1 protein-coding gene is annotated in these 2,928 nt (G+C 73.5%); it reads left to right on the forward strand.

Going from position 1 to position 2,928, the window contains the following annotated elements; genetic code table 11:
- The coding region (locus tag ACYVE7_RS31950; protein ID WP_460370033.1) for a type I polyketide synthase at positions 1–2,928 on the forward strand (2,928 nt) is incomplete at both ends.

Genomic DNA, 2,928 nt, shown 5'->3' on the forward strand with positions numbered 1-2,928 from the left:
CGCCCGCCGCCGTCCTCCGGGACCTCGTCCGGCCGCCGCTCCGCAAGGCCGCCACGGCGGCCGCCGCCCTGCCGCTGGCCAGACGGCTCGCCGGGGAGACAGAACAGGAGCAGCTCGACCAGGTGCGGAAGCTCGTGCTGGCCACCACGGCGGCCGTGCTCGGACGTCCCTCCGCCGACGGCATCGAACCCCGGCGCGCCTTCAAAGCCCTCGGATTCGACTCCCTCACCGCGGTCGAACTGCGCAACCAGCTCAACGCCGCGACCGGCCTCACCCTCGCCACCACCGTGGTGTTCGACCATCCGGATCCGGCCGCCCTCACCGTCCACCTGCGTGCCGAACTGCTCGGCCGCCCCGCCGACGCCGCGCCCGTCTCCCAGGTGCGGGCGGCGGAAACCGACGACCCGATCGCGATCATCGCGATGGCCTGCCGGTACCCCGGGGACGTCCGCAGCCCCGAGGACCTGTGGAGGCTGGTCGCCGAGGGCGCCGACGCGGTGTCGGCGTTCCCCGGAAACCGCGGCTGGGACCTGGACGCCCTCTACGACCCCGACCCTGACCGGCCCGGCACGTCCTACACCCGGCACGGCGGCTTCCTGCACGACGCCGCCGACTTCGACCCCGCCTTCTTCGGGATCTCCCCGCGTGAGGCGCTCGCGATCGACCCGCAGCAGCGGCTGCTGCTGGAGACCGCGTGGGAGGCGTTCGAACGGGCCGGGATCGTCCCGTCCGAGCTGCGCGGCAGCAGCACCGGCGTCTTCACCGGCATCATGTACGACGACTACGGCGCCCGGCTGCGGCCGTCGGCCCCCGACGGGTTCGAAGGGTATGTGGGCAGCGGCAGTATGCCCAGCGTCGCCTCGGGCCGTGTCGCCTACACCTACGGGCTCGAAGGCCCGGCGATCACGGTGGACACCGCGTGCTCCTCCTCGCTGGTCGCCCTGCACCTGGCGGGCCAGGCGCTGCGTTCCGGGGAATGCTCGCTGGCGCTGGCCGGGGGAGTGACCGTGATGGCGACCCCGTCGACGTTCGTCGAGTTCAGCCGCCAGCGCGGCCTGTCGGCGGACGGCCGCTGCAAGGCGTTCTCCGCGGCGGCCGACGGCACCGGCTGGAGCGAGGGCGCCGGGATGCTGCTGCTGGAACGGCTGTCGGACGCCCGCCGCAATGGCCATCCCGTCGTCGCGGTGATCAGGGGGAGCGCCGTCAACCAGGACGGCGCGTCCAACGGCCTGACCGCGCCGAACGGCCGCGCCCAGGAGCGGGTGATCCGCCAGGCGCTCACCAACGCGGGTCTCGCGGCGGGCGAGGTTGACGCCGTCGAGGCGCACGGCACCGGCACCCGGCTCGGTGACCCGATCGAAGCACAGGCGCTGATGGCGGCCTACGGGCGGGACCGTGGCGGGGAGCCGTTGTGGCTGGGTTCGCTGAAGTCGAACATCGGCCACTCCCAGGCCGCCGCCGGGGTGGGCGGGATCATCAAGATGGTGCAGGCGATGCGGCATGGGGAACTGCCCAGGACCCTGCACGTCGACGAGCTCAGCCCGCACGTCGACTGGTCGTCCGGTGACGTCCGGCTGCTGACCGAGGCGCGGGAGTGGCCGGAGACGGGCCGTCCGCGCCGGGCGGGGGTGTCGTCGTTCGGGATCAGCGGCACCAACGCCCACGTGATCATCGAGGAGTTCCCCGAGACCGCCGCCCCGGTCGCCGCGACCGCACAGGACGGGCTTCCGGTCGTCTGGCCGCTGTCGGCGAAGACCCGGGAGGCGCTGCGCGGCCAGGCCGCCCGGCTGGCGTCACTCGCGGCGGACCGGCCGTCCGACATCGGCTACTCCCTGGCCACGACCCGCTCGGCCTTCGAGCACCGCGCCGTCGTGATCGGCGAGGCCGGCGCCGACCTGCGGCTCGGCGCCGGGGACCTGGCCAGGGGAGCGGAGACACCGAGGGTCGTGCAGGGGGTCTCGGCCGGTGGACGCTTCGCCTACCTGTTCACCGGCCAGGGCGCGCAGCGTCCGGGGATGGGCCGGGAGCTGTACACGGCGTATCCGGTGTTCGCCGCCGCCCTCGACGAGGTGTGCGCGCTGGTCGACGCCCATCTCGCCGGTCACGCGGAACGCCCGCTGCGTGAGGTGATGTTCGCCGACGACGATCCGCTGCTGCACCGGACGGTGTACGCGCAGACCTCGCTGTTCGCCCTCGAGGTGGCGTTGTTCCGCCTGTTCGCGTCGTGGGGGCTGGCCCCCGACGTGCTGCTGGGCCATTCAGTCGGGGAGCTGGCGGCCGCGCACGTGGCGGGGGTGCTGGACCTGGCGGACGCGTGCGCGTTGGTCGCCGCGCGGGCACGGCTGATGCAGGCGTTGCCCGCGGGTGGGGCGATGGTCGCGTTGCCCGCCTCCGAGGAAGAGGCCCTGGCCGCGCTGGCCGGAGTGGAGGACAAGGTTTCGATCGCGGCCGTCAACGGTGCCCGCTCCGTGGTGATCTCGGGTGATGAAAACGTGGTGGCGGAGATCGCCGCGGGTTTTGAGAAGTCGCGGCGGCTGACGGTCAGCCACGCCTTCCACTCCCCGCACATGGACGGCGCGCTCGCGGCGTTCCACGACGTCGCCCGCACTCTCACCTACCGGCCACCCACGCTCAGGATCATCTCGAACCTGTCGGGCGCCGAGGCGGGGGAGGAGATCACCACGCCCGAGTACTGGGTGCGGCACATCCGCGAGGCCGTCCGCTTCCACGACGGCCTGCTGACGGCGCAGTCCCTCGGCGTCACCAACTATCTGGAACTGGGGCCGGGACCTGTTCTCACCACCCTGGCCAAGGGCACCTTCGCCGACCAGCCCGGCGTGGCCTTCGGGACGGCGCTGCGTCCCGGCCGTCCCGAACCGGCGTGCGCGGCGGCGGCCCTCGGCTCGGCCTACGTCGGCGGCGCCACCC

It is taken from the genome of Actinocorallia lasiicapitis (assembly GCF_054778695.1).